This is a genomic window from Paenibacillus sp. MMS20-IR301 (assembly GCF_032302195.1).
GTDB lineage: Bacteria > Bacillota > Bacilli > Paenibacillales > Paenibacillaceae > Paenibacillus_AQ.
This window is the reverse complement of the sequence record NZ_CP135275.1, coordinates 4410383-4426452: the sequence shown is the minus strand read 5'-3', so window position 1 is coordinate 4426452 and position 16070 is coordinate 4410383. Positions and strand designations below refer to the sequence as shown.

14 protein-coding genes are annotated in these 16070 nt (G+C 54.1%); 11 read left to right on the top strand and 3 right to left on the bottom strand.

What is annotated here, in order from left to right:
• Positions 1-13 precede the first annotated feature (13 nt).
• Positions 14-1030: an ABC transporter substrate-binding protein gene (locus LOS79_RS19065; protein ID WP_315411630.1), complete on the bottom strand. Its 1017-nt coding sequence runs from the start codon at positions 1028-1030 to the stop codon at positions 14-16.
• A gap of 409 nt (positions 1031-1439) precedes the next feature.
• Between LOS79_RS19065 and LOS79_RS19060 the strand changes: the two genes are divergently transcribed.
• The 3 genes from LOS79_RS19060 (at position 1440) to LOS79_RS19050 (ending at position 7042) form a co-directional block, all read left to right on the top strand.
• Positions 1440-4799: an Ig-like domain-containing protein gene (locus tag LOS79_RS19060; RefSeq protein WP_315411629.1), complete on the top strand. Its 3360-nt coding sequence runs from the start codon at positions 1440-1442 to the stop codon at positions 4797-4799.
• Positions 4800-4994: 195 nt separating this feature from the next.
• Complete coding sequence (locus LOS79_RS19055; protein ID WP_315411628.1) at positions 4995-6035, top strand: SPFH domain-containing protein; 1041 nt, start codon at positions 4995-4997, stop codon at positions 6033-6035.
• Positions 6032-7042: a diacylglycerol kinase catalytic domain-containing protein gene (locus LOS79_RS19050; RefSeq protein ID WP_315411627.1), complete on the top strand. Its 1011-nt coding sequence runs from the start codon at positions 6032-6034 to the stop codon at positions 7040-7042. The genes LOS79_RS19055 and LOS79_RS19050 overlap by 4 nt, the downstream gene beginning before the upstream one ends.
• A 69-nt stretch (positions 7043-7111) precedes the next feature.
• On the opposite strand, the gene LOS79_RS19045 is transcribed toward LOS79_RS19050, so the two are convergent.
• Positions 7112-7624 (bottom strand): hypothetical protein, encoded by a 513-nt coding sequence (locus LOS79_RS19045; RefSeq protein WP_315411626.1) that lies wholly within the window; start codon positions 7622-7624, stop codon positions 7112-7114.
• 210 nt (positions 7625-7834) lie between these two features.
• Between LOS79_RS19045 and LOS79_RS19040 the strand changes: the two genes are divergently transcribed.
• The 8 genes from LOS79_RS19040 (at position 7835) to LOS79_RS19005 (ending at position 15259) form a co-directional block, all read left to right on the top strand.
• The gene (locus LOS79_RS19040) at positions 7835-8755 is read left to right on the top strand and encodes a L,D-transpeptidase family protein (protein WP_315411625.1); all 921 of its coding nucleotides are present in this window, start codon (positions 7835-7837) and stop codon (positions 8753-8755) included.
• An 89-nt stretch (positions 8756-8844) separates the two neighbouring features.
• Positions 8845-8988 carry a hypothetical protein gene (locus LOS79_RS19035; protein ID WP_315411624.1) on the top strand — a complete coding sequence of 48 codons (144 nt, stop codon included), beginning with the start codon at positions 8845-8847 and terminating at the stop codon, positions 8986-8988.
• Between the two features lie 39 nt (positions 8989-9027).
• Positions 9028-9336 carry a hypothetical protein gene (locus LOS79_RS19030; protein ID WP_315411623.1) on the top strand — a complete coding sequence of 103 codons (309 nt, stop codon included), beginning with the start codon at positions 9028-9030 and terminating at the stop codon, positions 9334-9336.
• 214 nt (positions 9337-9550) lie between these two features.
• Positions 9551-10648 carry a nucleotidyltransferase domain-containing protein gene (locus tag LOS79_RS19025; RefSeq protein ID WP_315411622.1) on the top strand — a complete coding sequence of 366 codons (1098 nt, stop codon included), beginning with the start codon at positions 9551-9553 and terminating at the stop codon, positions 10646-10648.
• A 121-nt stretch (positions 10649-10769) separates the two neighbouring features.
• Complete coding sequence (locus tag LOS79_RS19020; RefSeq protein ID WP_315411621.1) at positions 10770-11519, top strand: YjgB family protein; 750 nt, start codon at positions 10770-10772, stop codon at positions 11517-11519.
• A 495-nt stretch (positions 11520-12014) separates the two neighbouring features.
• Positions 12015-13166 carry a winged helix-turn-helix domain-containing protein gene (locus tag LOS79_RS19015; RefSeq protein ID WP_315411620.1) on the top strand — a complete coding sequence of 384 codons (1152 nt, stop codon included), beginning with the start codon at positions 12015-12017 and terminating at the stop codon, positions 13164-13166.
• 90 nt (positions 13167-13256) lie between these two features.
• The gene (locus LOS79_RS19010; protein ID WP_315411619.1) at positions 13257-14561 is read left to right on the top strand and encodes an MFS transporter; all 1305 of its coding nucleotides are present in this window, start codon (positions 13257-13259) and stop codon (positions 14559-14561) included.
• A gap of 110 nt (positions 14562-14671) precedes the next feature.
• On the top strand, positions 14672-15259 hold the full coding sequence (locus tag LOS79_RS19005; protein WP_315411618.1) for a histidine phosphatase family protein: 588 nt from the start codon (positions 14672-14674) through the stop codon (positions 15257-15259).
• Between the two features lie 3 nt (positions 15260-15262).
• Here LOS79_RS19005 and LOS79_RS19000 read toward each other — a convergent pair whose 3' ends face one another.
• Positions 15263-16048, bottom strand: a complete 786-nt coding sequence (locus LOS79_RS19000) for a TatD family hydrolase (RefSeq protein WP_315411617.1) — start codon at positions 16046-16048, stop codon at positions 15263-15265.
• Positions 16049-16070: the final 22 nt, after the last annotated feature.

Below are 16070 nucleotides of genomic sequence, written 5' to 3'. Positions count from 1 at the left end.
GCTGTCATTCTGCCTATTTGTTAAGCATTACAGGAATTTCGCCCAGCAGCCACTCTCTGGTGGTAGCATCACTGGAGGTCTTCATGATGTCCTGGGTGTAGACATGGCCGTTTTTGACGGCCGGCAGGCTTTTCCAAACCGCGCTCTGCAGCAGCTTCTCAGTCGATTTCTTCGCCTCGTCTGCAACTGGAGTCAGAAGGAAGATCCGGTCTCCTGCGTATTCCTGGATAACTTCCATCGAGATTTCCTGGAAGCCCATATCCTGGTCAAGCACGGCCTGGATTGCCGGAGTTGGCTTGAAGCCGTTCTCTCCGTACAATACCTGCGACAGCCCTGTTGTCGCCATTACGAACAACCGGTCACCGGGATAATAAGTGAAGACTGCAGCAGTTTCGCCATCCTTCATGCCCGCAGTTTTCAGCTGTGTCCACATCTCCTGTTCCTTCGTCTGGTATTGAGCCAGCCAAGCTTCTGCTTCAGCTGATTTATTCAGAATCCCGCCGATTTCAGTCATCCGTTCGTCCAGCGGAGCGAAGGTATTGAAGATGATGGTTGGAGCGATCTTGGACAATGCCTCGAAATCCGCCTCATCCGTTCCGGCATAGATAATCAGATCAGGCTGAAGCTCAAGTGTCTTCTCCAGATTGATCGGGAATCCGACATCCTCCACGCCTGCCAGCTTGTCTTCGAATACCTGGCCCTCGCCCATGGAGAGCGGATAACCGACAGCCTGTACGCCCAGTGCAATTAGGTCGCCGTAAGTTTCGCCGGAATAGATAATCCGCTCAGGATTTACAGGGATTTCAACAGTGTGGCCTTTGTAATCTGTGTAAGAGCGTGTTGTTGCAGCAGGTTCCGCAGTAGCTTCAGCTTCAGCTGCAGGTGCTGTTGTTGCCGCCGCGTTGCTTGCCGCCGTATTGGCAGCGGCATTGCTGCCTTGCCCGTTGCTGTTGTTGCCGCAGGCGAGCAGTAAGGTGCTCATCAGGAAGATGATGCACAGAATCACGAAAGGTTGTTTTGCCTTGTTCATTGTAAGTATGCCTCCCCATATATATCGATTACCAATAATGATAATCATTCTCGTTGAAAACATCATAAAGTAAACCCTTCTGTTACTCAATGGACAAAACCTACAGCGGGAATTGATTTTGTGCAAAAATGCCGCTGCAGCATGAACTGCTATAGCGGATTTAACAGGTGAAAACTTCATGTGAAAAAATATTGAAGCTTTTCAGATTAAATTCAGTTTAGGTTGCTATGATGCACTCAGCCGGGCTGTGAGCAGGTTTATTTGAGGTGGGAAAATTCATATACATAGATCAATAAACTGAATAATTAATCTTGTTATAGGAACTTAAATGAGTCTTAAGCACCTGATTTTAGAGCCGCTGCATGTCGATAAGAAAGTGGAATCAAACAACGGCAAGGAGGATAACAGATTGAGAAAACACAGGTATTTCAGGTTCGTATTGCTGGCATTATCGCTGGTCCTGGTCTTGGCTAACGGGGGGCTCGCGCTTGCAGCGACAGCCGTCACTGTCTCCAAAATTGTGCTGAATGTTAGTGAGCTGACGCTTGCGATCGAGGATACTTCGGCTTTGACGGCTACGGCGGTCTATTCCGACAGCACCTCGGGCGATGTGACCGTCAATAGTGACTGGTCCAGTGACAAACCGGCTGTAGCTACAGTGTACAACGGGATGGTTACCGCAAAGGGAGAAGGGACAGCTACAATCGTTGCGGTATTCACCTACAGTGACGGAACGAAGTTCTCCCAGGCGGCGACCGTTACCGTGACTAAGAAGGTTAAGGCGCTGACGCAGAATATCCAGAATCTGGACCTGCGCAAGGCGGAGAGTGGCAGTATCATTTTGACAGCTACATATTCTGATAATACAACCGATGCTACTGTGGCGAGCAAAGCGGTCTGGAGCACAAGCGATGCTGCGGTAGCAACCGTGGTGAACGGCGTAGTGAAGGGGATTTCCTCCGGTACTGCGACTATCACAGGCGTATATGGCAAAAAAACGATTACCGTCACTGCCAGTGTAGAGGTAGCCAAGCGGATCGAAGCGGATCAGCCGGAGCTTGCGCTTTTGCTGAAAGACAGTGCGGCGGTAAAGCTTACGGCTACTTTTCAGGACGGCACCCAGGAGAATGTAACTGCGCTTGCAGCCTGGTCCTCCAGTGATGAGTCTGTCGCCGATGTGCTGAAGGGAGTCATTACCGGCTACAAGCAAGGAACGGCAGTGGTTACGGCAAAGTACGGCACCAAAACCACCGCCATTCAGGTATCGGTTGACCAGACCAGCAAACTGGCGGTGGATGATCAGAATGTTTTTTTGAAGACGGAGGAAGACCAGCAGCTTAAGCTTACAGCGGTGTATCCGGACGGGACGGTCAAGGATGTGACCAGCACAGCGGTCTGGAGCTCGAGCGATTCCGGCATTGCTTATGTCTATAAAGGCCGGATATACGGCAATGCCGCCGGAACGGCAACGATTACGGGAACCTATGGTGATAAATCGGTGGAGGTAGCTGTAGATGTTGCGGTTGCCCGTTATCTCGACTTGAGTGAAGAGCAGCTCAGCCTGAAGACAAGCTCCTCCCATGCGCTTACCCTGACAGCGACCTACGCTGACGGAACGACTGAAGATGTCACAGCCAAGGCGGTGTGGAGCTCGAGCAATGAGCTTGTGGCTTTTGTCAAAAAAGGCGCGGTTACCACTTACAAATCAGCGGGAACCGCGACAATCTCTGCCGCCTACGGCACACTTGAAACCTCACTTGAGGTCGAAGTCGGAACGGTCAGCAAGCTGACCGCCAGCAGTGACAGTGTATTCCTGCAGTCCGGCGGGACGAAGCAGCTGACCCTGACTGCCGTTGCCGGAGACGGCTCCTCTTCGGATGTGACAGCCAGCGCAGCCTGGGCCTCCAGCGACAAAAGCATCGCACTGGCCAGTAAAGGCCTGATTACCGGCTATACCATAGGAACAGCTACTATTACAGCAACCTATAACGGAGCCTCCGCAGCCATTACGGTGGATGTAGGAACAGCGAGGCACTTAGCCCTGAGTGAAACCAAGCTGAACCTGGCGGTAGATGCTGATAAGGCGCTTACGCTGAGTGCGACCTTTGCTGACGGCACGGTAACGGATGTAACCAGCAAGGCAGCCTGGACCTCCAGCGATGAGGCCGTGGCTTTTGCAGATAAGGGGAAGATCACCACCTACTCGGAAGGCAACGTGACTATCACGGCGGAATATGGCGGGAAGAAGGTTACGGCAGCTGCTGCTGTAGGCAAAAGCAATAAGCTGAGTGCTGACAGTGAGAGCATTAACCTGCGTCTGAACGCTACCCGCCAGCTGGTGCTGACCGCCCTGGACGCAAACGGCACACCGAGCACTGTGACAGACAGCGCCGTCTGGACGGCGGCTGACGAGAATATTGCAACAGTAACCAAAGGTCTGGTGACAGGCTACAAGTCCGGTGCAACCACAATTACTGCAGTATACGGCGGTAAAACAATTACAGTTGCCGTGAGCGTCGAAACAGCCGCGCGCCTCAATCTGACGGTCAGCAAGCTGAATCTCGGCAAGGACCAGAGCAAAGCGGTAACAGTAATGGCCAGTTATGCGGACGGCACCTCACAGGATGTAACCGGGGATGCGGTATGGAGTACGGATAATGCGGCTGTGGCCGATGTAAGTAAAGGCACCATTACGGCCTATGCTACAGGCAGTGCAGTCATCACGGCTTCGTATGGCGGCAAGACGGCTGCGGTTAAGGTTACGGCAGGAACACCGGACAAGCTGACGCTGTCCGCCAAAGCGGTTGAACTGAAGGAAGATGAGACCTATCAGGCGGTAGCTACCGGCAGTTACAGCGATGGCAGTGATTTGACGGTGACGGATGAGGCGGAATGGAGCTCCAGCGATGAGAAGGTGGCCGAGGTTAAGGACGGCCTGATTACCGGAACCGGAACAGGCACGGCCGTAATTACCGCCAAACTGGGCAGTGTGAAGGCAACGATTACTGTCGAGTGCGGTCTGGTGGATGAGCTTGCTGCAGATGTCAGCCTGGTTGTACTGTCCGCCGGGGATAAGGGGCAGATCACCTTAACCGCTACCGATTCTGCAGGTGAAGAGAGTGATGTAACTGCGGATGCGGACTGGAGCTCAGCCAAAACGACGGTTGCTACGGTGAAGAAGGGCCTCGTAACCGGGGTGCTGAAGGGCAAGACAACCGTTACAGCCTCGTACGGCGGCCAGAAGGTGAGCATCAGCATTGAGGTCGATCAGATAGCTGAAATTACAGCATCTGTAACCAATCTGGCGATGAAATCCGGCGATAGTGGCAAAGTGACGGTCAGTATAGCTTTCAGTGACGGCAGCACCAGGGATGTTACGGATAAGGCGGAGTGGAAAAGCGGCAGCTACAAAATCGCCACAGTAACCGGAGGAACGGTAAAGGCGGTTGCTTACGGAAAATCCTACGTCACGGCCAAATACGGCGGTAAAACGGTAAAAATCCCCGTCACCGTAGATGTGCTGAAATATCTCGAGGTCAGCCAGATGAATCTCACTCTGAGTGTGGGGCAGTCGGTACAGCTGGCGGCTACGGCTACTTTTGAGGATGGGAGCGAGTCCGATGTATCCAGGGCGGCAACCTGGACTTCGTCCAAAGAGCTTGTAGCTACCGGTAAAAACGGTCTGATAAAAGCCAGCAGCAAGGGATCGGCCAGCATCTCCGTGAAATATGGCGGCAAAACCGTCAAGATTAAAGTCACCGTAAAATAATAAGTAGAAGGATCACCGCTTTTTCCGGGATGGAGAAGGCGGTGATTTTTTTGATTATTTTGTTATTACCGTATTGATAATATCACCATGGTCTGCTAAGATATTGTTAATAACAAATTAATAATATCAAATAGTTAATATCATTTCCCGCTGATTGATTCATGGCTTCAGACCAAATTACAGGAGGTAATGACCATGTTCGGATTCCGGTTTGTAAAGTTTCAGCCCAGTGATTATGTGCTTAAGGTGAAGAACGGTAAGGTGGTGCGCGAGGGAGTCGGGCTTGCCTTTCATTATTATGCCCCTACAACTTCAGTGGTGGTGGTGCCGGTCTCGTCGATCGATGTTCCGTTCATATTTGAAGAGATTACCGCTGACTATCAGACGGTGTCCGTACAGGGGCAGCTGACCTACCGGATTACCGATTACCGCAAGACGACGCAGATCCTCAATTACACCTATAATTTACGGAAGAATACGTATCTCTCCGATGATCCGCATAAGCTGGCCCAGCGGGTGATTAATATTGCCAAAGTACTGACCAAGAAGCAGATTGGACAATTGCCGCTGAAGGAAGCGATCCAATCCAGTGAACGCCTGGCCAAGACAATTACGCTTGAAATCGGGCAGAGTACGGAGATTGAGAAGCTGGGTATTGAGCTGATGGGCTTATCCATTCTCGCAGTGGTGCCGAATAAGGAGACGCTGCGCGCACTGGAGGCGCAGGCCCGGGAGGAGATTCTCCGCAGCGCGGACAACGCGCTCTATGAACGGCGTAATGCCTCCATTGAGCAGGAACGGCGGGTAAAGGAGAATGAGCTGAATACGGAGATTGCCGTAGAGACGAAGAAACGGCAGATCCGTGAGACCCAGCTCGATGCCGAACGCTCGGTGAAGCAGAAGCAGAACGAAATGAAGGAAGAGCAGCTCAGCTTCGATACCGCCCTTGAGGAGAAGAAGCAGGAGCTGATCGGGCTGACGGTAGCGAATCAGCGGGAAGAGGCGGATGCCAAGGCTTATGAGCTGTCGGCAGTCATGAATTCGCTGCAGGGGGTACCGCAGGGTGTGCTGCAGGCCCTGACTAATGTCGGTATGAAGCCGGATAAGCTGATCGCCATCGCGTTCCAGGAGCTGGCCGAGAATGCAGAGAAGATCGGGCAGCTGAACATTACGCCGGATCTGCTGCAGGGCCTGATGTCCGGCCAGACAGGTGCCGGGGGAGGCGGCGGACGATGAGCGGGGGGGCCCAAGGCGGCGGTGGCGGCAGCCGGCTGTCCGAGAACAAAATTATTCTGATTAAGCGCAATACAAGGCTGGAAGAGCTGGTGGTCCGCTATAATACGATTCAGCAGGCCCAGTTCTACATTGAACGGCTGGGTGCCGACTTCAGCGATTATCTGAGCGAGGATTTCCATTACCGCAAGGCGCTTGAGACGGCAGTGACGGAGCTGAGTGCGATCGGCCGGCTGCAGCTGCTCGACCGGCAGCATGTGCCGAATTATATATTCGGCGCTCAGGATACGGTAGTTGTGCTGGGACAGGACGGCCTGGTAGCCAATACGCTGAAGTATCTACGCGAGCAGCCGCTGATTGGGGTTAATCCTGATCCGCAGCGCTGGGATGGCGTACTGCTCCCGTACACCGTCAAGGAGCTGCGGCAACTGGTGCCGGAGGTGCTGCATGGACGGCGTGAGGTACGGGAGGTCACGCTGGCCAAGGCCGAGCTGAATGACGGCCAGAGCCTTTACGGGGTCAACGATCTGTTCATCGGCCGCCGGACCCATGTCTCAGCCCGTTATCAGCTTGAGGTGAACGGACTGCTGGAGCAGCAGTCGTCCAGCGGAATCATTGTCTCGACCGGCATGGGCTCGACCGGGTGGCTGAGGAGTGTCCTTGCCGGAGCAGCGGGCATCATCAGCAGCGCCTCCCGGCTGCAGCAGAACGGTTCCCCGCTGAGTGCAGCGGCGCTGGCAGACTCCGCAGCGCTCAGCGGGGGCAAAGGGCTGGCCTGGGATCATCCGGAGCTGTATTTCACAGTCCGGGAGCCTTTTCCCAGCCGGACGACTTCAGCTGATCTGGTCTTCGGGAGAGTGTGCAGCGGCATGCCGCTGCGGATAACCTCGCAGATGCCGGAGGACGGGGTAATCTTCAGCGACGGAGTCGAAAGCGATTATCTGGAGTTTAATTCCGGCGTAGAAGCAACGATCGGCCTGGCGGAGAAGCGGGGGCGGCTGGTGGTATAGCCTTAAATGCGGATACAGGAAAGGGTTCTCTGCAGGACCGCTTAGGCGGTATGAGAGAACCCTTTTGTCTTACTGCTGGAAGTTCCGTCCCTGGTTCATCGGAGCATTGAAGGAAGGGTTCTGGAACATCGGTGTATGCATCTGTTGCGTATGCATCTGCTGTGGTTGCATGGATGAATTCAGCGGACTGTGCAGCGAATTCACCGGCTGGGTATTATAGGACGGATTAGAGGAAGCTCCGGAATTCATACCCTGCATCCCCTGATTGAAGTTCGGCATTCCGGTGTTATATCTCGGCATTCCCGTATTATAACCGGTGCTTTGCCCGGAAGTATCCATTTGCCGGATGATCTGCGAGACATGCTGCAGCTGCTGCATAGCAGTCTGATGACCCTGCAGTGCCTGCTGAATCATCTGAATGGCTTTGCTGCTGTGTTGGCTGAGCTCCTGCAGCTTGGCGGAATGCTGCTGCTCCTGCTGCAGAAGCTGCTGGTAATTCTGCGTTCCCTGCTGGGTTTCGGTCATTAGCTGCTGGATGATTTGTTCGCATTCGTTGATCTGGCTGGAATGATTTAAATTCAATTAAGTTGCCTCCTTGGCGGGTGATGTAATGGTCATGCGGGCTTATTATCCCGTGCCGGACTGCTGAATATTCATCCCGGCTTCAGCTGCTTCAATCCGGCGGGACAGGTTGATATGAATAGGTACAGGCTGCTAAGCAACTATTGCGGCTCAGCTTCGTCTAAGTAAGCGAGTTTCCAGAATCAACCATAACCTGGAGGTGGGATAGCCATGAATCTGCCCGAGCAGACCATCCGGAGTAAAGCGTATCATCCAAGCAGGCTGATCCTTGTATTCGTAATGCTGTTCACAGCATGCTTCGCCGGATCAGCAGCAGCATCGTCATCCTCTGCACCCTCTGCATCATCGGAATTAATTATTGTGAACAAAAAGACCAACACCCTGGCGTATTTCAGCGGCGGTAAGCTGGAAAAGGAATTCCCGGTTGCAACCGGAAAAACCAAAAGCCTGACTCCGGAAGGCAGCTTCAAAATTGTCGTCAAAATCAAAAACCGGCCTTATTACAAAGAAAAAATTCCCGGCGGTGACCCGGCCAATCCGCTTGGCGACCGCTGGCTGGGCCTTGAAGTAAACAATACCTATGGTACGACCTATGCCATTCACGGCAACAATAATGAAGCTTCAATCGGCAAATATGTCAGTGCCGGCTGTATCCGGATGCATAATGATGATATTCACTGGCTGTATCCGCGGATCGCCAAGAATACGACCGTTATTATTACCTCCTCCAACCAAACGATGGCAAGTCTCGCCTCCGCCAGCGGCTACCGTCTGGGCCAGAAGCAATTTGCCGGTACCTTCATGATTGACGGTGCAGCAGTTAAGCTGAATGAGCCTTTAATCATGGAGAACGGGCGGGTCTACCTTCCGCTCCGTGAATCTGTCGCCCTGCTTGGCGGAACCTTGCAGCAGGAGGCGGGCAGCGGAGCACTGATCATTACTATAGGCAGCTATACAGCGATTCATAAGCCGCTGGCCGATCTGGCTGTGGTTAACGGCAAGAACGTGAAGATGATAGCTTCCCTGAAGCAGGACGGACGGCTGTATCTGCCGCTGGGCAGCCTGCCGGCACTGTTCGGCCTGCAGCTTAAGTGGGAGCCGCAGGAGCAGACGGTTTTTTTCCAGAATTGAATGCCTGAGCAATCCCCGTAGTCTTTATAGACTGCGGGGATTGCCGCGTGGAAAGGATTACAGGTAAAATATAGAAGTGAAAACGTTATGTGATGCTGTTCGAGTGGAACCGGGGCTTCAACAAGGAGAGTCTTCCAGCCATTATGACATTGACCGAAGAGTATAAGGATAAGCGCAGTAACCGCGAGATTATGCAGTATGTCGGCAAATATATGAAGAGTGTGTCCCGCTGATTGAGGCGGGCAACAGAAACTATTGAACCGGAGGAACAGATGAGTAAAGTGGCAACTTTTATCGCAGAAATGATACGCATGGCAGCTCTGCTACTACTGACCTTACTTCTGCTTGGAAGCGTGGAGCAGTGGATCTTCAAGGCGTTATACGGCTGGAACGGGTATTTGTATACTTCTGCAATTGGTAATTTTCTGCTGTTTTTTGTGTTGTACCGGAATTACTTGCAGTTTAGGGGCTGGTACAAATCGGAGAAGAACCAGAAGCTGAAACCCTTCTGGACCAGGATTCTGGGCATCAGTGCCCTGCTCCTGATTCTTCTTCCGTTTGCGGCACCGCTCTTGATGTAGTCTGGTTCTGGGGACCAGGATTATTAATATGGAAGGAAAATATGAATCACTGAAGCAAGCAGGCGCTCATCCGGGATTGCTTCTTCATTATCAACGCCTTTCTGGCGGTGATCGTAAGCCTGGATACCGGGCAGGATAATTTGAACTTAATTAAACTTGGTATACCCCTTCCGGTTAGCGGTCTATAGAATGAGACGGGAAGGGAGGGCTGTAAATGACTCATTTACAGATGAATGCTGCGGAGAGGCAGAGGCTTCTGGACAGGAATGAGCTGCTGATTCAGATGGTTATTGAACGTGCGAAGAGGGATTTTGCCGAGGATATCGCCATTATCGGGCTTACCGGCTCGTTCAGCACAGGAGATTATCATGCTGCAAGCGATCTTGATCTCATTATTATCAACAATACGGACCGGGGCTGGGGAATCTCCTCCTGCTTCATTCTGGGGGAGATCGGCTACGATATTTATTGCACGCCCTGGGAGACGAGGATCGAGAGCCAGGCGAAGCTGGACAGTCCGATGATCTCACATCTGGTGGATATGCAGATTCTGTATTGTGCCAAGCCGGAGTACATGGACAAGTTCACTTCATATAAACAGCGCGCACTGGATATGCTGGCGAAGCCTGTCGGACCAGAATGCATCCGCCGGGCGGGTAAATGGATGGACCAGGCGAAGCAGGAGTATACGAATACGCTTTTATCTGACGAGATCGGGGCTGTAAGATATGCTGCGGGCGAGACCGTCTACAATCTGCTCTATGCGTTGACGCATCTGAACAATACCTATTTCAAGCGGGGGATAAAAAGATATCTGGAGGAGATCGGTACATTCCGCTATGTTCCGGAGGATTTCGCAGTCAGGTATATGGCTGTCATTGAAGCCGGCACGCAGGAGGAGATTAGAAGCTCGGCACTCGCGCTGCTGACAAGCGTAAACGGGCTGTACCGTAAGCTGACTCTGGAATTCGTAGAGCGTCCTGTCCCGGATTACAGCAGTCTTGGGGGGACGTACGAAGAACTGTGGTGCAACTGCCGCAATAAAGTATTGGCGGGCGTGGAACAGGCGGATGCAGCTTACCTCTATCACGCAGCCTTGAGCGCACAGAATTTCTTGAATGAAATGAGCGAGCACAAGGGGACTCCGGCGCTCGATGTAATGCAGTATTTCGATTCCGGGAAGCTGGATGTCTTCCGGGATCAATTCCTGCTGGTGATGGACCAATATCTGAACGAATACATCAGGGTAGGGCGGCAGGTTGAGCGCTACGCTTCGTTCCAGGAGCTGTATGAGCAATTTATGAAGGGATAGCCGTCTTCCGGTTTCGGCAGCTCGGTAGCGTATGCGTGTGCAACCTTTACTACTTGGCTTTCGTTATAGGGTTACAGTTCTTACACTACAGGATGTTCCCTATGACGAAGGAGATGGCAAGATGAATATATCATTCCAAAAGCTGGCCGGTATCATCATGCTTGGCGGATTGCTCAGCCTGACGGGCTGCAGCTCCGGCCAGCAGGATGCCGCGCCGCCTGCGGGGCAGGCCGCGGTGCAGACACCGGCTGCAGCGGAAGCGCCGCAGCCGGAGGCCAGCCCGCCCGCGGAGACGGGCAGCGGTGAGGCCGCCGCACCAGCAAGCGGCGGGGAAGCTGCACCGGCTGACCCGGCTGCTTCAGGGGCCGGCGGCGCAGCTGCTACGGCAGAGCCGGGAGCCGCGGGCGGCACGGCTGCGGCTGGAGCGGCGGCGCAGGATCCGGGCAAGCAGCTGAAGGAGCTGCTTGAGCTGGCCAAGCAGGGCAAGGTGCCCGGCGTGGAATATGCTGCGCACAGCGGACTCATCGACGATGTGGAAGCTGCATGGGGCGAGCCGGACACCAAGGAAGCGGCCGGCAAAGGCATCTATTCCACCTATGCGGCCAAAGCAGTGGTGTTCGGCTTCAACAAGGGCAGCCGGGTCTTCGATGTACGCTCAAGCGCCGCCGGCCTGCACAAGCTGACCCTGAAGCAGATTGAAGCTGCGCTCGGCGAGCCGGACCATACGGCAGTGAACGGCAAGGATGAAATATATATTTATCAGGCGGGGGAGCAGTACCAGCTAAAGTTCGTTATCCCGGATGCTACCGGCACAGTAGATCATATCTCCGTATTCTCTGAACAGGATTCCATCAACAATATGGCGGGCTAGCAGGATTGCAGCCGGAATATGCATTGTGGCCGCAGCCCTGCACTATGAGTTGTTGATACCGGGAAATTAGGTGGATAAATGTCATCTATTTGTGGAGAATTTCCAATGTTGAGGTGAATAATTGGATAAAAGGCACTTAATTCTAATCTGTTCAAGAAATCAGCAGGTTTTGGGCAGAATTAAGTGCCGAAAATCCAACTAAATTCCGCCGCCGCTCATAAACGGGATAAATAAGTGTAGAAAATCCAACTAAACTTTGTAGCGATGGCACCTCCAGTGGAAGCAGCTGAATAGATCAACCTAACAAGAGCATCTCCGCAGCGGCAACTGCGGGGATGCTCTTGTTCACGATTGCCTGTCTGCCCAGCCGCGAACAGCGCAAAGGCCGGAGCGGGCCTGCCCTCCGGCCACGATTGAAGCGGCGGCTCGTACGAATAACGCCATGCTGATATAATCTATTCATGGATGTATCCGGAGCAGAAAGAAGGCGCAGATATGCTGGAGTTGAACGAAAGTGAATATAGAGTATCGGCAGGCGGGATAAGCATCACGCTGCTGCCGAAGGAATTTGCGCTCCTGCAGTTTCTGTACCGTAACCGGGGGAGGACGTTCAGCCGGGAGCAGCTGCTCGATAAGGTCTGGCCGCTGGAGTATCCGGTGGAGCGGACGGTTGATGATCATATCTACCGGCTGCGCAAAAAGCTGCACAAGCTGGGCACCGTTGATATCAAGACGGTGCGCGGATTCGGCTATAGTCTGACTGTACCGGATATGCCCGCAGGCGTAGCTCCGAATCCAACCATTCAGGATCCTGACCTGCATGAGGCCATGCGCGGGGTATTCGGCAAATATCATGTGTACGGCCAAGGCAAGTCGATGCTGACCCTTGCCCGCCAGCAGGATCTGCTGGGATATGAGCTGGACCCGCTATACTCCGTTGTAGTGCATTACATGCAAGGTGATTTGGATTGGCTGTTATATACGGAAGAGGTCCCGCTGAAGGACAGGCTGTTCTATTTAATTCTCTTCTATATGTTCTCAGGCGACCCGCGGGAGAAGCTGGGATTTTGCGGACGGATCATTGATAACTGCCAGCTGCCTGATCCTGAGCAGACAGAGATGGAAATTCTGATTATGCTCGATTTGTTCACTACAGCGGGTGAAACCGGGCGGGCCCTGGAGCGGCTGAACAGGAGTTATCAGGTGATTGCCGGACCCGGCTATGAGAATTTCGTGCCGGTAACGATGATTACCGAGATGTATGTGCACCTGACCGCCGGGACCGGGGAAGAGGAACTGATCCGGATGGATGAAGCAATTGGCAGAATGCTGCAGGAGAAGCCGTTTTTGCGGGAGATTGGCAGTTATAAGGTAGTCAAGGGCTTATGGCATTTCCGGCGCGGACAGTGGCTGGAGGGCGATAGGCTGCTGGAAGAGGGAATGTCTGTGCAGGAGATGTCCGGATTCGCTCCGCTGCGGTTGTACGCGCTGTACCGGATTTATCACTTTTGCCGTGTATACCCGCCTGCTCCGCCGGTCCACCGCAAATACATAGAGAAATTCACGGCCGAGCTTGAGCAGATGGGGCTTAACCGGTTAGATCAGCCGCTCGCAGCAGTGCTCCGGCAATTCGCGCAGCCCCTCTGATAATTCTCTGACATTACTCCGCTACATTAGGATTATGGATATGACTTCTTCATATTCCATGAATCTATAAGCAACCTGGAGGAATGTCAGATGGAGCTTTCAACGAAGCAGGGAAACAGCCTGCTGCACAACAAAACCTACATGCGCGTGTACAGCGCCTTCGCTACAGCGAGCTTCGGCGACTGGTTCGATGCGCTTGCCATTCAGGTGCTGGTCGGCTACCGCTGGCAGGCCGGGCCGCTGATGCTGGCGCTTATCCCGGTAGCCCTGGCGCTGCCGAGCATTCTGCTCGGCTCGGTTGCCGGCGTAGCTGCCGACCGGCTGAACAAGCTGAAGCTGATGCGCATCTGCGATCTGCTCACGGCAATTCTGACCGTGCTGGTGCTGTTCGCACCAGGCATGGTCTGGCTGCTGCCGCTCCTGGCGCTGCGTTCCGCACTATCTACGCTGAACATGCCTGCCCAGCAGTCGTTAACCCGCAGTCTGGTCAGGGAGGACCAGCTGCTGCAAGCCTCCTCACTGAACGGTCTGGTTAACCAGGGCTCCAAAATCGCCGGGCCGCTGCTCGGAGGCCTGGCCCTCGCCTTCCTTACACCGCAGTGGTGTATTCTGCTGAATGCGCTGCTGCGGGGCTGCTCCTATCTGCTGCTGTTGTCCGTAAGGAATATCCCCGCTGATAAGGGGGATAGCCTGCAGCCGGAGGGTACAGAAGGCGCTGCTGCTTCAAGTGCCCCGGAGGAGAAGGTTCCGCTGCATAAGATGTGGCGTGAAGGCTGGAGCTTCATGCTCCGCAGCCGGATGCTGCTGAGTACGATGATGTTCGGCCTGGCCGGATCACTGGTGATCCAGGTGATTGATTATCAGTTCACCAGCCTGTTCCGCGTATTTGCCCCGTCGCGGGAATCACTGCTTGGCTGGATGGTAGCGGCATCGGGAGTAGGTGCTGTCCTGATCATACTTGTCCTGAATAAGCTGAATCCGGAGACAGGCTACAGCTGGCGGCTCGGGTCAGGCTATGTGCTGATTGGCGGCTCGGTTGCAGCGCTTGGGCTGCTGCAGCCCGGGGCATCTGTAATCTGGGTTCTTCTGATTGGATTTGTGCTGGGGATCGGCAACGGGGCATTCATTGTTACATTCAACTATTGCCTGCAAAAGGAGACACCGCCGCATATGACCGGCCGGATCTTCGGCATCCAGAACACGGTGCTCAGCACGGTGCTGATCGTTGCCCCTCTGCTGGGCGGGATACTTGTTCAATACGCGGGCCCGGCCCGGATCTTCGTCAATTTCGGCATTATGCAGCTCGTTCTGGGCCTGGCGGGCCTGCTCTTCGGCAGACTGCTCTGGCCTGTACCCAAGCTGGAGCGTGCTCAGGCTGTAGCGGAGCAGCATTAATGGAGCAGGTTAATGGAATAAGTCCGTCCCTGAATTATGCAGGAATTGGAAGCTGTGCGGCGAAAATGTAAAGCGGGCACCAGCCCGCAATACATATTCAGGAGGAAACCATGACGACTTATATCTATATGGTGAGGCACGGGGATTCGCTGCGTACCGGAGTGGATGAATGGACACGCGGCCTCTCGGCCAAAGGGGAGCAGGACGCCCATGATGTGACAGCCCGGCTGCGGAATGAAGGAATTGATGCGCTGTACTGCAGCACATATACCCGGGCGATAGATACCATTGCTGACCTTGCCGAGGAGCTTGGAGAAGATATCCGGCTGAATGAAGACCTCCGGGAAAAGGTCTGGATGGAGGGCAACGCACAGCTGGCTGACGAAGATCTGGATGCGGAACTGCACAAGATGTTCGCAGACCCGGATTACGCCCTGCCGGGCGGGGAATCCAACCGCGAATGCCAGGCACGGGCGGTCCGTGTGCTGAAGGAGATTCTGCAGCGGCATGAAGATGAGCGGGTTGTCATCGGAACCCACGGGCTCGTAATGACTTTAATGATGGGATATTACGCCCCGGAATATAATCTGGACTTCCTGATGCAGACCAGGAAGCCAGATATATATGTGATGGCCTTTCAAGAGGGCCGGTTGACCGGTGTGGAGCGTCTTGCCGTGAAGCACGAAGCCCTTTCCTGACCGCTACAGCTTAAGCTGATAAAAGCGTACCGTGTTCGCCGTCAGGACGGCTTTAGCCCGGTCAATGGCATAACCGTGCAGCGCTCCCCAGGCGGCGGCAGCCTCATGCACCATCGCCGGGTGTGTAACGCGTCCGGCGAACGGCCCTTCGAACGGCCAGGGCCCGTCCGTCTCCGCCATGACAAGCTCCGGCGGATAGCGGCGCGCAAGCTCCTGAATCTCCTGTTCATACAGGATGTCAGGCGTGAAGGAAATAGAATAGCCGCGCCTGATCATCCGGTCCACAGTTGCTGCAGGTCCCTTGAACCAATGGAAGTGGGCGCGGGTAATCCCGTGCTTGTCCAGTAAATCGCAGACGGTCCATGCATCTTCATAGACGGCATGCAGCACAACCGGCTTGTCCAGCCGTGCAGCAAGGGCAAGCAGCTTGTCCAGCAGTGCGATATAGGGAGCCATATCCCAGGCTTCGCCGCGTTCCAGAGCCTCAGCACGGGAATAGTAGGGAAGCCCGATCTCCCCGACAGCGGTCATCTCCCCGGCATGTTGCTCTATCCAGTCCAGCAGCGCTGTCAGTTCTTCTTCTGAAGGCAGCGGCTGCTCGGGGTGGAAGCCGTAGGCCGGCTTGACCCGTCCGGGATACCTGGCTGCTATATCCCGGGTCCGCATGCTGGAAGTGAGATTCATAGAGACGGCAATGAGCGCCTCGATCTGTTGTTCCGGCAGGTTCTGAAGCAGTGAAGGCAGCAGAGCGTCCTCATATTGGTCCAGATGAATATGGGCATCAATCATGATTGTAACGCACCTTTCTTAA

What these genes read in the sequence shown, in the direction of transcription:
- LOS79_RS19065 (WP_315411630.1), bottom strand. Translation starts at nt 1,030, where the DNA reads ATGAACAAGGCAAAACAACCTTTCGTGATTCTGTGCATCATCTTCCTG.
- LOS79_RS19010 (WP_315411619.1), top strand. Translation starts at nt 13,257, where the DNA reads ATGGAGCTTTCAACGAAGCAGGGAAACAGCCTGCTGCACAACAAAACC.
- LOS79_RS19000 (WP_315411617.1), bottom strand. Translation starts at nt 16,048, where the DNA reads ATGATTGATGCCCATATTCATCTGGACCAATATGAGGACGCTCTGCTG.
- LOS79_RS19020 (WP_315411621.1), top strand. Translation starts at nt 10,770, where the DNA reads ATGAATATATCATTCCAAAAGCTGGCCGGTATCATCATGCTTGGCGGA.
- LOS79_RS19055 (WP_315411628.1), top strand. Translation starts at nt 4,995, where the DNA reads ATGTTCGGATTCCGGTTTGTAAAGTTTCAGCCCAGTGATTATGTGCTT.
- LOS79_RS19050 (WP_315411627.1), top strand. Translation starts at nt 6,032, where the DNA reads ATGAGCGGGGGGGCCCAAGGCGGCGGTGGCGGCAGCCGGCTGTCCGAG.
- LOS79_RS19040 (WP_315411625.1), top strand. Translation starts at nt 7,835, where the DNA reads ATGAATCTGCCCGAGCAGACCATCCGGAGTAAAGCGTATCATCCAAGC.
- LOS79_RS19005 (WP_315411618.1), top strand. Translation starts at nt 14,672, where the DNA reads ATGACGACTTATATCTATATGGTGAGGCACGGGGATTCGCTGCGTACC.
- LOS79_RS19025 (WP_315411622.1), top strand. Translation starts at nt 9,551, where the DNA reads ATGACTCATTTACAGATGAATGCTGCGGAGAGGCAGAGGCTTCTGGAC.
- LOS79_RS19030 (WP_315411623.1), top strand. Translation starts at nt 9,028, where the DNA reads ATGAGTAAAGTGGCAACTTTTATCGCAGAAATGATACGCATGGCAGCT.
- LOS79_RS19015 (WP_315411620.1), top strand. Translation starts at nt 12,015, where the DNA reads ATGCTGGAGTTGAACGAAAGTGAATATAGAGTATCGGCAGGCGGGATA.